This window comes from Streptomyces sp. NPDC054783 (assembly GCF_053611725.1).
The window spans coordinates 184,795-201,159 of the sequence record NZ_JBSHAY010000013.1 but is presented as its reverse complement, the minus strand read 5'-3'; the positions used below and the strand labels follow the sequence as shown (position 1 = coordinate 201,159).

Below are 16,365 nucleotides of genomic sequence, written 5' to 3'. Positions count from 1 at the left end.
CGTCAGCTGGTTTCCCACAAAAACGCCTGAGGGGCCGCACCTCGAAAGGTGCGGCCCCTCAGGACCAGCTATCGGCTAAGCCCAGCGGCTGGCGTTCAGCTCTGGCCGCCGGCCAGCTTCTCGCGCAGCGCGGCCAGCGCCTCGTCCGAGGCCAGCGCACCGGAGGTGTCGGCGCCCTCGGAGGAGTACGAACCGCCGGTCGCGGCCGGAGCCGCAGCCTCGCCGCCCTCGGCCGCGGCAGCGGCGTCGGCCTCGCGGGACTTGATGACCTGCTGCTGGTGCTGCTCGAAGCGGGCCTGCGCCTCGGCGTACTGGCGCTCCCACTCCTCGCGCTGCTTCTCGTAGCCCGGCAGCCAGTCGTTGGTCTCCGGGTCGAAGCCCTCGGGGTAGATGTAGTTGCCCTGGTCGTCGTAGGACGCGGCCATGCCGTACAGGGTCGGGTCGAACTCGACCGCGGACGGGTCGGCACCGAAGGACTCGTTGGCCTGCTTCAGCGAGAGGCTGATGCGACGACGCTCGAGGTCGATGTCGATGACCTTGACGAAGATCTCGTCGTTGACCTGGACGACCTGCTCCGGGATCTCCACGTGGCGCTCGGCCAGCTCGGAGATGTGGACCAGACCCTCGATGCCCTCGTCCACGCGGACGAACGCACCGAACGGCACCAGCTTCGTGACCTTGCCGGGCACGACCTGGCCGATCTGGTGGGTGCGGGCGAACTGCTGCCACGGGTCTTCCTGGGTCGCCTTCAGCGACAGGGAGACGCGCTCGCGGTCCATGTCGACGTCGAGAACCTCGACGGTGACCTCCTGGCCGACCTCGACGACCTCGGACGGGTGGTCGATGTGCTTCCAGGACAGCTCGGAGACGTGGACCAGACCGTCGACGCCACCCAGGTCCACGAAGGCACCGAAGTTGACGATCGAGGAGACGACGCCGGAGCGGACCTGACCCTTCTGGAGGGTCGTGAGGAACGTCTGGCGGACCTCGGACTGGGTCTGCTCGAGCCAGGCGCGGCGGGACAGGACCACGTTGTTGCGGTTCTTGTCCAGCTCGATGATCTTGGCCTCGAGCTCCTTGCCGACGTACGGCTGAAGGTCGCGGACGCGGCGCATCTCGACCAGGGAGGCCGGGAGGAAGCCACGGAGGCCGATGTCGAGGATGAGGCCACCCTTGACGACCTCGATGACGGTACCGGTGACGATGCCGTCCTCTTCCTTGATCTTCTCGATGGTGCCCCAGGCACGCTCGTACTGGGCGCGCTTCTTCGAGAGGATCAGGCGGCCTTCCTTGTCCTCCTTCTGGAGGACCAGGGCCTCGATCTCGTCGCCGACGGCCACGACCTCGTTCGGGTCGACGTCGTGCTTGATCGAGAGCTCGCGGCTCGGGATGACACCTTCGGTCTTGTAACCGATGTCGAGCAGGACCTCGTCCCGGTCGACCTTCACGATGACGCCGTCGACGATGTCGCCGTCGTTGAAGTACTTGATCGTCTCGTCGATCGCGGCGAGGAAGGCTTCCTCGTTACCGATGTCGTTGACCGCTACCTGCGGGGTGGTGGCGGTGGTCTCGGTGCTGCTCGTCATGTGGGAAAGGGCTCCGGTACGGACATTGAAGTCGTAGGTACTGCTTACGCCGGGAGCCCGTTTCGCTCTGCAGAAGCCGGACAGCCAAGGAAGCGCCACCTTAAGGACACCGGGTGCCCGGTGGCGCCTCGACAACCGAGGGGACATACAACAGATGCGAGCGCAGCCTGCTACGTCTGAGGTGCGCAGGCTCGCAGCGCAACTTGTAGCATACGGGGGCAGCCGGACATGGTCAATGCGCGAAGGCGCACACCCGGGGCGGATCGCCGCATACCCGGCACAAGAAACGTCCCAGGAGGCCGCGCAGGCCTTCGGGACCCTTCCGCGACGCGCGCCCGGCGGGCTGGACGGAAGAGTACGACGAGGGAGCCGATCATCCAAGAGCCGGAAGCGTACGAGCCCGAGGGAACCGAGACCCTCGAGCCGGAGGCGACTCGCCGTGACGCCGGTGTCGCGGAGAGCTCACGGGCCAACCGGGGCTGGTGGGACCGCAACGCGGACGAGTACCAGGTCGAGCACGGCACGTTCCTCGGCGACGACCGCTTCGTGTGGGGGCCGGAGGGCCTGGACGAGGTGGAGGCCGAGCTGCTCGGCCCGCCGGAGGAGCTAAAGGGCAAGGACGTCCTGGAGATAGGCGCGGGCGCGGCGCAGTGCGCACGCTGGCTGGCTGCCCAGGGGGCCCGGCCGGTGGCGCTGGACCTCTCGCACCGCCAGCTCCAGCACGCCCTGCGGATCGGTGGATCGTTTCCGCTGGTCTGCGCGGACGCCGGTGCGCTGCCCTTCGCCGACGGCTCCTTCGACGTGGCCTGCTCCGCCTACGGGGCGCTGCCGTTCGTCGCCGACCCGCGGCTGGTGCTGCGCGAGGTGCACCGGGTGCTGCGGCCGGGCGGCCGGTTCGTCTTCTCGGCGACCCATCCGATCCGCTGGGCGTTCCCGGACGAGCCGGGCCCCGAGGGCCTGTCGGTGGCGTCCTCCTACTTCGACCGTACGCCGTACGTGGAACAGGACGAGGAGGGCCGCGCGGTCTACGTCGAGCACCACAGGACGCTCGGCGATCGCGTCCGGGACATCGTTGCGTCCGGCTTCCGCCTGGTGGACCTGCTGGAGCCGGAGTGGCCGGCCTGGAACACAGCGGAGTGGGGCGGCTGGTCCCCGCTGCGGGGCCATCTGATCCCGGGGACGGCGATCTTCGTGTGCGAGCGGGACTGACCCCCTGCTGATCATCAGGGGCATGCGCGCGTGGGGGCGTCTTCTCCTTTCTCCCGTGCACGCGCGCGTGCAGGGCCGGTTTCGCCTTCGTACGACACTGGGGGCGTGATCCGTTACGACGCCCTGGACGCGCTGCCCGTGCGCTCGGCCCTGCCCGCCCTGACCGAGGCCCTGGAGGACGGCGGCACCGCCGTGCTCGTGGCGCCGCCCGGCACCGGCAAGACGACGCTGGTGCCGCTCGTGCTGGCGGGGCTGGTCGGGGGCGGTCCCGCGCGGCGGGTCGTGGTGGCCGAGCCGCGCCGGATCGCGGCGCGAGCGGCGGCGCGGCGCATGGCGTGGCTGCTGGGCGAGAAGCCCGGCGAGAGCATCGGCTTCACGGTGCGCGGTGAGCGGGCCGTGAGCCGGCACACGCGCGTGGAGATCGTGACGACCGGTGTGCTGCTGCAGCGGCTGCAACGGGACCAGGAACTGCCCGGCGTCGACGCCGTCGTCCTCGACGAGTGCCACGAGCGGCATCTGGACGCCGACACGGCGGCCGCCTTCCTGTGGGACGTACGGCAGGCACTGCGGCCGGAGCTGCGGCTGGTGGCCGCGTCGGCGACGACCGACGCCGAGGGCTGGGCGCGGCTGCTGGGCGGGGCGCCCGTGGTGGCGGCGGAGGGCGTCGCGCACCCGGTGGAGGTGGTGTGGGCGCCTCCGGCGCGTCCGGTACGGCCGCCGCACGGGATGCGGGTCGATCCGGCGCTGCTGACTCATGTGGCCTCGATGGTGCGGCGGGCGCTGGCCGAGCGGGACGGGGACGTGCTGTGCTTCCTGCCCGGTGTGGGCGAGATCGCGCGCGTGGCGGGCCAACTGGGCGCCGTGGTGGACGTCGACGTGCTCCAGGTGCACGGGCGGGCGCCGGCCGCCGTGCAGGAGGCGGTGCTGTCTGCCGCCGGGCGGCGCCGGGTGGTGCTGGCGACCTCGGTGGCGGAGTCCTCGCTGACGGTGCCCGGGGTGCGCGTGGTGGTGGACTCCGGGCTCGCGCGGGAGCCCCGGGTGGACCACGCGCGCGGGCTGAGCGGGCTGACGACGGTCCGGGCGTCCCGGGCGGCCGGGCGGCAGCGGGCGGGGCGGGCCGGACGGGAGGCGCCGGGGGCGGTGTACCGGTGCTGGTCCGAGGTCGAGGACGGGCGTCTGCCGGCGTTTCCGGCGCCGGAGATCAAGGTGGCCGACCTGACCGCGTTCGCCTTGCAGGCGGCTTGCTGGGGCGATCCGGACGCCTCCGGGATGGCGTTGCTCGATCCTCCGCCGGGTGGGGCGATGGCGGCGGCACGCTCCGCGTTGACGGCGGTGGGGGCGGTGGACTCCGCCGGTCGGGCCACGTCGGTCGGTGAGCGGCTGGCTCGGCTGGGGGTGCACCCTCGGTTGGGGCGGGCATTGCTGGATACGTCAGGTGAGGGCGCCGAGGTCGTCGCTCTGCTTTCCGAAGAGGTGCCGCGGGACTACGGGGATGATCTCGCCGGTGCATTGCGACGTGCCCGGCGTGGTGGTGACGCCTACGCTGCGCGGTGGGCTGCGGAGGTGCGGCGGCTGCGGGCCGTCGCACAGGAGTTTTCCCACCCGCCCGCCGGTCGCTGTCGGCCAGGAGGCGCCGTCCAGGTCGGGCCAGGCACCGGTGACGACCTCGCCGGGCTTGTCGCCGCGCTCGCCTTTCCCGAGCGGGTCGCCAAGCTCGACGGTGGGTCGTATCTGATGGCCTCCGGCACGCGGGCCGAGTTGAGTGGTGCGTCGGCGTTGCGGGGTGCGCCCTGGATCGTCGTCGCCGTCGCCGATCGGCCCTCCGGTACGGGGCACGCGCGCGTGCTGCTCGGGGCCGCCGTGAGCGAGGACGTGGCGCGGGCCGCCGCCGGGGCGCTGTTCGGCGAGGGGGACGAGGTGCGCTGGGCCGGCGGGGATGTCGTGGCCCGGCATGTCGAACGGCTCGGCGCCGTCGAGCTCGCCGTACAGCCCCTGAGGGAGGCCGACCCGGCGCTCGTACGCGCCGCCCTGCTCGAAGGGCTCCGGCAGGAAGGGCTCGGGGTGTTGCGCTGGTCGCCGGAGGCGGAGGTGCTGCGGCAGCGGCTGGCCTTCCTGCGGGTGCATCTGGGTGAGCCGTGGCCGGACGTGTCCGACGACGCGCTGCACGCGTGCGTGGACGACTGGCTGGAGCCGGAGCTGAGCCGGGCCCGGCGGCGGGCCGATCTCGGCCGGATCGACGCCGGGCAGGCGCTCCCACGGCTGCTGCCGTGGGCGAGTGGGGAAGCCGCGCGGCTGGACGAGCTGGCCCCGGAGCGGGTCACCGTACCGAGTGGGTCCAGAATCCGGATCGACTATCGGGATCCGGAGCGGCCGGTGCTCGCGGTCAAGCTGCAGGAGATGTTCGGGCTGCGCGAGACGCCGGCCGTCGCGGGCGTGCCGCTGCTCGTGCATCTGCTCTCCCCCGCCGGGCGGCCCGCCGCCGTCACGGCCGACCTCGCCTCCTTCTGGAAGGGCGGCTATCAGGGCGTACGGGCGGAGCTGCGCGGACGGTATCCGAAGCATCCGTGGCCCGAGGACCCGGCGGCCGCCGAGCCCACCCGGCACACCAACGCGCGGCTCAGGCGCTGACCGGTTCGGGTTCGGCCGGTTCCGCGGGTGCCGGGTCCCGAGGTCGGCGGGCTCGGCCCTCCAGGCAGAGGGAGAGAGCGAGGAGCAGGACTCCCGCGGTCAGGGAACCCCAGGGGACGTACGAGGTGAGCATCAGCACCAGGGTGCGGTTGTGCTTGACCAGGGCGACCGTGTGCCCGATGTAGTCCTCGCGCATCTTCACGTCCCCGGCGAAGGCAGTGACCCGGTCCCGGCCGCCGAGCAGGGTGCCGCCGCGCAGTTCCTCCTTGTGGAGTTCCTCGCCGTAGACGGGCGCACCGGTGACGGGTTCGACCCAGAATCTGCGGACCGTGCTGTACCAGCGGGTCGTTCCCGTGTTGGCGACCGATTCGGGCGTGATGCCCTGGATGGGCATGGTCTTCGGCATGGGGACCTTGGTCCAGGGGATGGCCTGCTCGAAGTAGTAGACCTTCAGGCCGCGGAAGGTCCGGGTGCCCTTGTAGTGGATGGGGTTGGCGGTGCGGGTCTGGGCGTCGAAGTACTCGTAGTCGCGTTTCTGTGTCAGGAAGGGCCACTTGAACTCGATGCCCTGGCGGGTGACGGGGTCGCCGTCGACCATCTCGCCGGTGGCGTGCACGGGGTCCTGGCTGTGGGCGTCGAAGATGTAGCGCTCGGGGACCTTGGAGACCATCTTGCCGTCGGGGCCCTGGACGTAGGAGAGGCTGTCCCAGACCACGACCGGCCGGCCCGCCGTCCTCTCGATCTTCTTCGCGGCGTCCACGTCGCCCTTGAGGGTCTGCACGATGGTGACCCTGGAGACCTTCTTCGCGCGCATCGTGCCGTAGTCGAGGAGGGTGGCGCCCTTGGCCTCGAGAACCATGTCCTGGTACTGGTTCGCGGGGATCCTCGCCAGGCGCGGGAAGGCGTACCAGCGCAGCAGCGGGGCGAGCGCCGCGCAGAAGACGGCGCAGGCGAGCAGGACCAGGCTTGCCTTGCGGCGCATGGAAGGCCTCCCTCCCGGACGGGCGCGGCTACGGGTGCGAGGGCACCGTCGTCAGCAGCGGCTTGGGGGATGTCCGGCCCGTCGGCGTGCCCATGGCGGTCATCGCCAGGACCAGGGCGAACGCGAGGGCGAGACCTGTCGCGGCGGCGATCAGGGCGCGCATACGGGCCTCCCGGCGGACGGTCGTGTCCTGACGGCTTTCTGATGGCACGTCAGGTTCGGCACCGTAGCAACGGGCGGGTGAGATGAGAACAGCGGTGCACGGACCAACGAGGGCGCCCTCCCCGCCGGTGCGGAGAGGGCGCCCTGCCGGTTCGCGGGTGTCAGGAGGCGGACGGGCTCGGAAACGGGGACGGGCTCGCCGAGGAGTCTGCGGCGGCGACCTTCAGCTCGACGGTGAGCGTCGCACCGCCGGTGGTGGTGATGCGGAGCAGGAAGGTGCCGGTGGTGTCGTCCGCGTACAGCTTCGGCAGGGTCAGCAGGCCCTTGGCGTCCGTCCGGAGGTCGGCGAGGGTGCGTACGGGCTTGCCGTCGGCGTCCTTGAAGTACGGGCCCTTGTCGTTCTCGGTGGCGTCGGTGTCGGACTTGATCAGGGTGGCGGTGGCCGCGACCTTGTCCGCGACGGCGCCCTTGTACGTCGCCTTCACCTGGACCTGGTCGGCGAACTCGCCGCCCGGGGTGCAGGTCAGCGGGGTGTCGCTGGTGCGCGCCAGGGTGTCGGCGGCGCGCTCGGTGACGGTGGCCGTGTAGCCGAGGCCCGCGACCGTGCGGCCCACGACGGTGGCCATGACCTTGAAGTCGCCGGTCTTCTCGCCCGCCTGGAGCGCCGGGGCGAGGGCGACGCCCTTGGCGTCGGTGGCGACCGTGGCCACGGTCTCGCCGCCCGCGAAGGTGGCGTCGGTGTCCCCGGTGATGGTGAACCGGATCCTGACCTTGGCGACGGCCTTGCCGGCCTTGGTCTCGGCGCGGGTGCCGATCTGTTCGGTGAAGCCGTGGCCGGCCATCGCGGTGAGCTTGGCGGTGCCCGCGTCCTGCAGGTGGTCCACGGTGTCGGTGGGGGTCTGCGGGGGCGTCGGCGGAACGGGCGGCTTCGGCGGCGTCGGAGTGGGGCTCCCGTGCCCGCCGCCGGGCGTACCGGGCTTGGGGTCCGGCTTCGGGTCCGGCTTGGTCTTCGGCGCCTTCGTGTGCTTCGGGGACTTGGCGCGCGGGGTTCCGTCGTCGCTGCGGTGGGTGGGCACGCCGCCGGTGCCGTTGGGCACGGAGTGGGTGCCCTTGCGGTAGTACTCCAGCCACGACAGGACCGTGTTCAGGTAGTCCTGCGAGTTGTTGTAGCTGAGGATCGCGCTGTGCAGGCCGTCCTCGCGCGAGAGGTCCCAGCCGTTGCGGCACAGGTAGTGGCCCGCGGCGAGGGCGGCGTCGTAGACGTTGTTGGGGTCCTTCTTGCCGTCGCCGTTGCCGTCGCGGCCCGCCCAGGCCCAGGTCGACGGGATGAACTGCATGGGGCCGACGGCCTGGTCGTACTCGGTGTTGCCGTCGTAGACGCCGTGGTCGGTGTCCTTGATGAGGGCGAAGCCGTTGCCGTCGAGCGCCGGGCCCAGGATCCGGCCGATCGTGGTGCCGGACGCGTCGACCCGGCCGCCACGGGCCTGCCCCGACTCGACCTTGCCGATCGCGGCGAGCAGCTGCCAGGGCAGGTTGCAGCCGGGTTTGGCGGCACGCAGTTCGGCCTCGGCCTTCTTGTAGGCGTCGAGGACCGTCGCCGGGATGCCGGCATCGGCGTCACCCTGGGCGACAGGGGTGCCGGTGGCGCTCGGTGAGGGGCTGGGGTTGGGGCTGTTGAGCGGCGGCAGGTCCGTGTAGTACGGCGAGTTGCCGGTGGCGTCGCCGTCGGAGGTCGCGGGGGGTACGGGGACGGAGGCGCCGGCCGTCGCCTGTGTGCCGTGGTCCTCGCCGGGCATTCCCGGAGCCTGGGACGCAGACAGAGCCGCGACCGCTGCCGCGGCCACGGCGGTGGTCGCCGCCCCCTTGCGCAGCCGCCTTCCGAAATGCGCCGCCATCGAGTGAACCCCTCCTGTGGACGTCGTGCGTCCGTCTCCGGCTGTCTGCCTCGCCCTGGTGTGACGGTTGACCCGGTGTTCCGGTTGCCCCTGTGACATCCTTCCATCTGTGCGACGCGCGTTCGACCACGCGCCCGGCGGGTCACGCCGCAGGTGACCCTACGACAACTTGCTTCGCGTCGGGACCGGTTCGCGCCCGTTTTTCACCAGTTGGCCAACTCCGGTTGTCACGCAGGACGCTCGAAAGGCGGGCCCCTCGCACAGAGCCGGCCTGACCGGCAGATACTGGACAAACGTGATCACCGGCTCGACGCCATGGCCGACGACCGTACCTGGGGGCTCTGTTGCCGTTCACGCTCAGCCATGCGGCGGCCGTGCTGCCCGCGGTCCGCCGGGACGGGACCGGCCGCGGCCCGCTGGTGCCGGCGGTGCTCGTCGCGGGCTCCTTCGCGCCCGACATGCCCTTCTATGCGGCGAGCGTCCTGCCCGGCGGCATGGAATTCGGCGCCGTCACGCACGCGTTCGCCGGGGTCTTCACGGTCGACGTGCTCATCTCGTGGGCGCTGGTGGGACTGTGGCTGCTCGTCCGCGAGCCGTTGCTCGCGCTGCTGCCCCGCGGCCGGCAGGGGCGGCCGGCCGTGCTGCTGCGCTGCGGTGCGCCACGCGCGCGTGTCCGCGTGGTCACGGTGGTGCGGTGGTACGTCTCCGCGGTGCTGGGGGCACTGACCCATGTGGTGTGGGACGCGTTCACGCATCAAGGACGGTGGGGGACCCGGCTGGTTCCGGCCATCGGGCGGGACCGGGTGGCGGGCCTGCCGGTGTTCTCGTGGCTGCAGTACGGCTCGTCCGTGGTGGGCGCGCTCGTGATCACGGTGTTCGCCGTGCGTGCGCTGCGGCGTGCGCCGGGCGGGGCGCCGGCGGGGGTGCCCGTGCTGTCGGTACGGGACCGGTGGTGGGCCGGCGCGGTGCTCGGCGGCTGTGCGGCGGCCGGGGCGGTGCAGCGGGCGGCGCGTTGGCGGGCGCTCATGGGGGCACCGGAACGGCCGTGGGAACTGGTGCCGACGCTGTGCTTCGGGGTGGGCGCCGGGCTGGTGGTGGGGGTGGTGCTGTACGCCGTCGGGGTCAGGGTGTGGCGTCGGGGCCCGGTCCCCGACGGTCCTGGCGGTCTCGCGGATCCCGCTGCTCCTGCTGGTCCCGCTGGTTCCGCTGGTCCCGGTGGTCCCGGTGGTCCCGGTGGTCCCGGTGGGGTGATCGGTGCGGGCCGGGGGCGGCCGGTCGGTCGGTGAGCGACGCGACGAAGACGGTGAGGGTGCGCCGGGGGCGCGGTCTCGGGATCGCGGTGAGCGCGAGGGCGAGGTAGCCGCGGGCGAGGTCGGCCCACTGGCGCCAGTCGGGGGCGCGGTCGACGGGGACGGTCAGGCCGGCGAGTCTGTGCCGGAGATGCGTGGCGGCCCTGCGGACGGTCGCGGTCAGGTCGGCGGGGATGCGGGCGGTGCTTGCGTCGGCCGCGAGGGCCGGGACCGGCGAGGCGGGCATGGCCTGCGCCGAGGCGGTGTCCGCCCAGGCCCGGATGTATGCCTCGGGCGTCCGGCGGTGAAGCATGCGTATACCCATGCCCGCAGTTTTGCGGCTGTTGGGGGTGGGGGGCGTTTTGGCGGGGGCCACGTGAGTGACGGGTCCCTCCGGGGGTTCGGCCGAATTGTTGGCGTGAGCGCCGGGCTCCTGTGCTGGAGGGGCGGGCCGGGGAGCGAGCTTTCGGGGTGCGGGTCGGACCCGGGCGTGGTGCTGCGGTGGGTTCGGCCTGCCGGAGAGCGCCGCGGGGGCGGGGCACCGTTGCGGCGGCCGGCCACCGTTGCGGCGCGATGTGAGGGGGCCCAGGGATTCAGCGTGCGGGTCGGACCCGGGCGTGGTGCTGCGGTGGGTTCGGCCTGCCGCAGAGCGCCGCGGGGGCGGGGCACCGTTGGGGTGGGCAAGGAGGCGCCGGCGGGGACGTGGGGGTCGGTGTCGGTGTCTGGTGCCCTGCCGGTGCAGCGGAGGGGGCGATTGCAGCCGAGGCCGGTTGCAACGCCCCCTCCGCCCGAGCGCCGCAGGCTAGTGCGCTGCCGACTCCCAGTCCGGGCCGACGCCGACGGAGACGTCCAGGGGGGCCCGGAGGTGGACGGCGGTGGACATTTCCCGGCGGACGATCTGCTCGGCGGCCGACCGCTCGCCGGGGGCGATCTCCAGGACGATTTCGTCGTGGACCTGCAGGAGCATCCGGGACTTCAGGTCCGCCGCCCGCAGGGCGCCGTCCACCTTGAGCATGGCGATCTTGACGATGTCGGCGGCGGTGCCCTGGATGGGCGCGTTGAGGGCCATGCGCTCGGCCGCCTCGCGGCGCTGACGGTTGTCGCTGTTGAGGTCCGGCAGGTAGCGGCGGCGGCCGAAGAGCGTCGCCGTGTAGCCGGTCGCACGTGCCTCGTCGACCGCGCGGCGGAGGTAGTCGCGGACTCCGCCGAAGCGCTCGAAGTAGGCGTCCATCAGGGCGCGGGCCTCCGCCGCCTCGATGTTCAACTGCTGGGACAGCCCGAAGGCGGACAGGCCGTAGGCCAGGCCGTACGACATCGCCTTGATCTTGCGGCGCATCTCCGCGTCCACCGCGGCGGGCTCGACGCCGAACACCTGGGAGGCGGCCGTGGTGTGCAGGTCCTCGCCGGAGGTGAACGCCTGGATCAGACCCTCGTCCTCGGAGAGGTGGGCCATCACCCGCAGTTCGATCTGGCTGTAGTCGGCGGTCATCAGCGACTCGAAGCCCTCGCCGACCACGAAGCCGCGGCGGATCGCGCGGCCCTCGTCGGTGCGGACCGGGATGTTCTGCAGGTTCGGGTCCGTGGAGGACAGGCGCCCGGTCGCGGCCACCGTCTGGTTGAAGGTGGTGTGGATACGGCCGTCGCCCGCGACGGTCTTGATCAGGCCCTCGACCGTGACCCGCAGCTTCGCCTGCTCGCGGTGGCGGAGCATGATCACCGGCAGTTCGTTGTCGGTCTGGGTGGCGAGCCAGGCCAGGGCGTCGGCGTCCGTGGTGTAGCCGGTCTTGGTCTTCTTCGTCTTCGGCAGGGCCAGCTCGCCGAAGAGGACCTCCTGGAGCTGCTTGGGCGAGCCCAGGTTGAACTCGTGACCGGCGGCCGCGTGCGCCTCCTTCACGGCCTGCTGCACGGCGCCCGCGAAGGTCTGCTCCATCGCCTCGAGGTGCGCGCGGTCGGCCGCGATGCCGTGGCGCTCCATGCGGGCGAGCAGGGCGGAGGTGGGCAGCTCCATGTCGCGCAGCAGGTCGGCCGCGCCGACCTCCTCGAGGCGGGTCTCGAAGGCCGTACCGAGGTCGAGGACCGCACGGGCCTGGATCATCAGGGCCTCGGCCTCGGCGCCCTCGTCGGCGCCGAAGGCCAGCTGGCCGTCGGCCGCGGCGGCGGGCGCGAGCTCGCGGTGCAGGTACTCCAGGGAGAGGGCGTCCAGGTCGAAGGAGCGGCGGCCGGGCTTGACGAGGTAGGCGGCGAGCGCGGTGTCCATGGACACGCCCGCGACGGACCAGCCGTGCTCGGCGAAGACGCGCATGGCGCCCTTGGCGCTGTGGAACACCTTGGGGCGGCCGGCGTCGGCCAGCCAGGCCGCGAACGCGTTCTCGTCGGCCTCGTCCAGCTCGGCCGGGTCGAACCAGGCGGCCGCTCCCCCGGCGGCGGCCAGGGCGACCTCGGCGACCGAGCCGGTGCCCAGCGCCCAGGTGTCGACGGTGGCGATGCCCAGGGTCTCGGCGCCGTGCTCGGCGAGCCAGGGGGCCAGCTCGCCGGTGCGCAGGATCTTGCCGTCCAGCTCCACGCCGTCGGTGGTGATCGGCGTGGTCTCGGCCTCCTCGGCGCCGGGGTCGACGGCGAAGAGACGCTCACGCAGGGACGGGTTGCGGATCTCCAGGGTGTCCAGGACCATCGTGACGGTCTTGCGGTCGTACGCGGCCCGCTCCAGGTCGGCGACCGCCCTGGGCAGCTCGACCTGGCGCTCCAGCTCGGTGAGGACGCGGTTGAGCTTGACCGACTCCAAGTGGTCACGGAGGTTCTGCCCGGCCTTGCCCTTGACCTCGTCGGCGCGCTCGACCAGCTCTGCGAACGAGCCGAACTGGTTGATCCACTTCGCCGCGGTCTTCTCACCGACGCCGGGGATGCCGGGGAGGTTGTCGGACGGGTCGCCGCGCAGGGCCGCGAAGTCCGGGTACTGGGCGGGCGTCAATCCGTACTTCTCGAAAACCTTCTCCGGGGTGAACCGGGTCAGCTCCGAGACGCCCTTGGTCGGGTAGAGCACGGTGATGTGGTCGGTGACCAGCTGGAAGGAGTCGCGGTCGCCGGTGACGATCAGCACCTCGAAGCCTTCGGCCTCGGCCTGGGTGGCGAGGGTGGCGATGACGTCGTCCGCCTCGAACCCCTCCACGGCGAAGCGGGGGGCGTGCATCGCGTCGAGGAGCTCGCCGATCAGCTCGACCTGGCCCTTGAACTCGTCCGGGGTCTTGGAGCGGTTCGCCTTGTACTCGGTGAACCGCTCGGAGCGCCAAGTCTTGCGCGAGACGTCGAAGGCCACCGCGAAGTGCGTGGGCGCCTCGTCACGCAGGGTGTTGGCCAGCATCGACGCGAAGCCGTAGATCGCGTTCGTCGGCTGGCCGGTCGCGGTCGTGAAGTTCTCCGCGGGCAGCGCGAAGAACGCGCGGTAGGCCAGCGAATGCCCGTCCATGAGCATCAGCCGGGGACGAGTGCCGCCGGGGATCTTGTCGGTCTTCTTCGATGCTGTCTCTGCCACGCCCCCGATCCTGCCACGCCCCACTGACACTCCGGGCCGCGTGCACCGGCGGGCTGCCGAGGGTTGCCGGCCCGTCACTCGGCGTGTTGCCGTCGGCCCGGGAGTGGTGGCGCTCGCGGGAAGAGGGCGGGCGGGAGAAGGGGGCGGTGTCGTTGTCGGTGCCCCGTGGGAGGATCGGCACCGTACTTCTCACACGCAGTCGAAGGGGAGCGTGCGATGGCGACGAAGCCGCCCAAGGGTGATCCGGTTCAGGACGCGCCGCAGGTCGCGGAGCCGAAGCACGCCGCGGCGGGGCTGCCCGCCATCGGGCACACGCTGCGGATCGCCCAGCAGCAGATGGGCGTGCGGCGCACGGCGCTGACGTTGCTGCGGGTGAACCAGAAGGACGGGTTCGACTGCCCGGGCTGCGCCTGGCCGGAGCCGGACCACCGGCACAAGGCGGAGTTCTGCGAGAACGGCGCGAAGGCGGTGGCCGAGGAGGCCACCCTGCGCCGGGTCACCCCGGAGTTCTTCGCCGCGCACTCCGTGGCCGACCTGGCGGCGAGGAGCGGGTACTGGCTGGGGCAGCAGGGGCGGCTCACGCACCCCATGTATCTCGCCGAAGGCGGCACGCACTACGAACCGGTCAGCTGGGAGCGCGCCTTCGACATCGTCGCCGAGGAGATCACCGCCCTCTCCTCCCCCGACGAGGCGGTCTTCTACACCTCGGGCCGCACCAGCAACGAGGCCGCGTTCCTTTACCAGTTGTTCGCGCGCGAGCTGGGTACGAACAACCTGCCGGACTGCTCGAACATGTGCCACGAGTCGTCCGGTTCGGCGCTCAGCGAGACCATCGGCATCGGCAAGGGCAGCGTTCTGCTGGAGGACCTCCACAAGGCCGACCTGATCATCGTCGCGGGGCAGAACCCGGGGACGAACCATCCGCGCATGCTCTCCGCGCTGGAGAAGGCCAAGGCGAACGGCGCGAGGATCATCAGCGTCAATCCGCTGCCCGAGGCCGGCCTGGAGCGGTTCAAGAACCCGCAGACGCCGCAGGGCCTGCTGAAGGGCGCCGCCCTCACCGACCTGTTCCTGCAGATCCGCATCGGCGGTGACCAGGCCCTCTTCCGGCTGCTCAACAAACTCGTCCTGGAGACGGAGGGCGCGGTCGACGAGGAGTTCGTCCGCGAACACACCCACGGATTCGAGGAGTTCTCCGAGGCCGCGCGCGCCGCCGACTGGGAGGAGACCCTGAGGGCGACGGGCCTCACGCGCGCGGAGATCGAGCAGGCCCTCGGCATGGCGCTCGCCTCGAAGCGCACCATCGTCTGCTGGGCCATGGGCCTCACCCAGCACAAGCACGCCGTCCCGACCATCCGCGAGGTCGTCAACTTCCTGCTGCTGCGCGGCAACATCGGCCGACCGGGCGCGGGCGTGTGCCCGGTGCGCGGGCACAGCAACGTCCAGGGCGACCGCACCATGGGCATCTTCGAACGGCCCGCTGCGGCCTTCCTGGACGCGCTGGAGAAGGAGTTCGGGTTCGCGCCACCGCGCGAGCACGGCTTCGACGTCGTACGGGCCATCCGCGCGCTGCGCGACGGCGAGGCGAAGGTGTTCTTCGCCATGGGCGGCAACTTCGTCTCCGCCTCCCCCGACACCGAGGTCACCGAGGCCGCGATGCGGCGGGCGCGGCTGACGGTGCACGTGTCGACCAAGCTCAACCGCTCGCACGTCGTCACGGGCGCGCGGGCGCTGATCCTGCCCACGCTGGGCCGCACCGAGCGGGATCTGCAGGCGAGCGGCGAGCAGTTCGTGACCGTCGAGGACTCGATGGGCATGGTGCACGCCTCGCGCGGGCGGCTGGCACCGGCGAGCCCGCGGCTGAGGTCGGAGCCCGCGATCATCTGCGGCCTGGCCCGCCGCGTGCTCGGCACGGACAGCGTCGTGCCGTGGGAGGAGTTCGAGAAGGACTACGCGACGATCCGTGACCGCATCGCGCGCGTGGTCCCCGGTTTCCAGGACTTCAACGCGCGCGTGGCCCGCCCCGGCGGCTTCACGCTGCCGCACGCCCCGCGTGACGAGCGCCGCTTCCCGACCGCCACCGGCAAGGCGAACTTCACGGCGGCGCCCGTGGAGTACCCCGAACTGCCCGAGGGCCGACTGCTGTTGCAGACCCTGCGCTCGCACGACCAGTACAACACCACGATCTACGGCCTGGACGACCGCTACCGGGGCATCACGGGCGGCCGCCGGGTGGTGCTCGTGAATCCCGAGGACGCGCGGGCGCTCGGGTTGGCCGAGGGGTCGTACGTCGACCTGGTGAGCGAGTGGAAGGACGGCGTGGAACGGCGGGCGCCCGGCTTCCGGGTCGCGCACTACCCGACGAGCCGGGGATGCGCGGCGGCGTACTACCCGGAGACGAACGTCCTGGTCCCGCTCGACGCGACCGCCGACACCAGCAACACCCCGGCCAGCAAGTCCGTGGTCGTACGTCTCGAAGGTCACACCGGGCAGGCGGAGGGCCGTCTGGAACAATCGGCGACCGACTGAGCGTTTGCTCAGCCACCACATTCAGGTGTACGACGAAGGAGCCGGGCCCATGGGCGAGCAGCAGCAGGTGAAATTCCCGCAGGAAGTCATCGACGAGTACGCGGCGCTCGGTGTCGACCTGCCCGCCCTCTTCTCGGCCGGACACCTCGGCACCCGCATGGGGGTGCAGATCCTGGAGGCCTCGGCGGAGAAGGTCGTCGGGACCATGCCGGTGGAGGGCAACACCCAGCCGTACGGCCTGCTGCACGGCGGCGCCTCCGCGGTGCTGGCGGAGACGCTCGGCTCGGTCGGCTCCATGCTGCACGGCGGCAGCTCGAAGATCGCGGTCGGCGTGGACCTGAACTGCACGCACCACCGCGCGGCCCGCTCGGGCCTGGTGACCGGTGTGGCCACGCCGGTGCACCGGGGCCGTTCGACGGCGACGTACGAGATCGTGATCAGCGACGAGCAGGGCCGCCGGGTGTGCAGCGCCCGGCTGACCTGCCTGCTGCGGGACGTGAACGAGGCCGACGCCAGGCGCGTCCAGGGCACCGGCGCCTGACGACGGCCGGCGAAG

At 71.9% G+C, this 16,365-nt stretch carries 10 protein-coding genes; 5 read left to right on the top strand and 5 right to left on the bottom strand.

From position 1 onward, the window contains the following. Positions 1-95 precede the first annotated feature (95 nt). Entirely contained in the window at positions 96-1,586 is a 1,491-nt protein-coding gene (rpsA, locus tag ACWGJ5_RS23655; RefSeq protein WP_361691375.1) for a 30S ribosomal protein S1, read from the bottom strand. Between the two features lie 372 nt (positions 1,587-1,958). Between rpsA and ACWGJ5_RS23650 the strand changes: the two genes are divergently transcribed. Both ACWGJ5_RS23650 and hrpB read left to right on the top strand, forming a co-directional pair. Continuing rightward, on the top strand, positions 1,959-2,795 hold the full coding sequence (locus ACWGJ5_RS23650) for a class I SAM-dependent methyltransferase (protein WP_453311704.1): 837 nt from the start codon (positions 1,959-1,961) through the stop codon (positions 2,793-2,795). Between the two features lie 105 nt (positions 2,796-2,900). Next, complete coding sequence (gene hrpB / locus ACWGJ5_RS23645; RefSeq protein WP_453311657.1) at positions 2,901-5,423, top strand: ATP-dependent helicase HrpB; 2,523 nt, start codon at positions 2,901-2,903, stop codon at positions 5,421-5,423. Here the strand turns inward: hrpB and ACWGJ5_RS23640 are convergent. The 3 genes from ACWGJ5_RS23640 to ACWGJ5_RS23630 all read right to left on the bottom strand — a co-directional run bounded on the left by ACWGJ5_RS23640 (position 5,413) and on the right by ACWGJ5_RS23630 (position 8,462). Continuing rightward, positions 5,413-6,405: a DUF3068 domain-containing protein gene (locus ACWGJ5_RS23640; RefSeq protein ID WP_453311656.1), complete on the bottom strand. Its 993-nt coding sequence runs from the start codon at positions 6,403-6,405 to the stop codon at positions 5,413-5,415. The two genes, hrpB and ACWGJ5_RS23640, sit on opposite strands and share 11 nt — an antisense overlap. Before the next feature lie 28 nt (positions 6,406-6,433). Continuing rightward, positions 6,434-6,568, bottom strand: coding sequence for an SPW_0924 family protein (locus ACWGJ5_RS23635; protein WP_228622578.1), 135 nt, complete (start codon positions 6,566-6,568; stop codon positions 6,434-6,436). Positions 6,569-6,728: 160 nt separating this feature from the next. After that, the gene (locus tag ACWGJ5_RS23630) at positions 6,729-8,462 is read right to left on the bottom strand and encodes a lytic transglycosylase domain-containing protein (protein WP_453311655.1); all 1,734 of its coding nucleotides are present in this window, start codon (positions 8,460-8,462) and stop codon (positions 6,729-6,731) included. A gap of 344 nt (positions 8,463-8,806) precedes the next feature. Here ACWGJ5_RS23630 and ACWGJ5_RS23625 point away from each other — a divergent pair, with 344 nt between their 5' ends. Further along, entirely contained in the window at positions 8,807-9,748 is a 942-nt protein-coding gene (locus tag ACWGJ5_RS23625; protein WP_453311654.1) for a DUF4184 family protein, read from the top strand. Positions 9,749-10,553: 805 nt separating this feature from the next. Here ACWGJ5_RS23625 and polA read toward each other — a convergent pair. After that, a complete protein-coding gene (gene polA, locus ACWGJ5_RS23620; RefSeq protein ID WP_453311653.1) occupies positions 10,554-13,280 on the bottom strand; it encodes a DNA polymerase I in 2,727 nt (908 codons plus the stop codon). 216 nt (positions 13,281-13,496) lie between these two features. On the opposite strand from polA, the gene ACWGJ5_RS23615 reads away from it, so the two are divergent. Further along, positions 13,497-15,809, top strand: a complete 2,313-nt coding sequence (locus ACWGJ5_RS23615) for an FdhF/YdeP family oxidoreductase (RefSeq protein ID WP_453311652.1) — start codon at positions 13,497-13,499, stop codon at positions 15,807-15,809. A 49-nt stretch (positions 15,810-15,858) separates the two neighbouring features. After that, positions 15,859-16,350, top strand: coding sequence for a hotdog fold thioesterase (locus ACWGJ5_RS23610; protein ID WP_453311651.1), 492 nt, complete (start codon positions 15,859-15,861; stop codon positions 16,348-16,350). Positions 16,351-16,365 lie beyond the last annotated feature (15 nt).